A 320-nucleotide genomic window follows, 5' to 3' on the forward strand; every position below is an offset into this window, starting at 1 on the left:
TGGGGCCTTAGCTCAGCTGGGAGAGCGCCTGCCTTGCACGCAGGAGGTCAGCGGTTCGATCCCGCTAGGCTCCACTTTATTTATTATATGTCTCGGAGGTATACCCAAGTTCGGCTGAAGGGATCGGTCTTGAAAACCGACAGGCGGTGAGAATCGCGCGGGGGTTCGAATCCCTCTACCTCCTCCATTTTCTTTTGAAATGGTTTAGCTACATATAATAATAAAATATTTATTTTCCTTCATGGAGGTATACCCAAGTTCGGCTGAAGGGATCGGTCTTGAAAACCGACAGGCGGCGAGAGTCGCGCGGGGGTTCGAAT

General features: G+C 50.9%; 2 tRNA genes. Both read left to right on the top strand.

What is annotated here, in order from left to right:
• The first annotated feature begins 1 nt into the window (after nucleotide 1).
• Nucleotides 2-74: transfer RNA gene (locus JDS95_RS30660), tRNA-Ala, on the top strand.
• A 20-nt stretch (nucleotides 75-94) separates the two neighbouring features.
• Nucleotides 95-187: transfer RNA gene (locus JDS95_RS30665), tRNA-Ser, on the top strand.
• Nucleotides 188-320 lie beyond the last annotated feature (133 nt).

The organism is Bacillus cereus group sp. N24, from assembly GCF_016483345.1.
Lineage (GTDB): Bacteria > Bacillota > Bacilli > Bacillales > Bacillaceae_G > Bacillus_A > Bacillus_A toyonensis.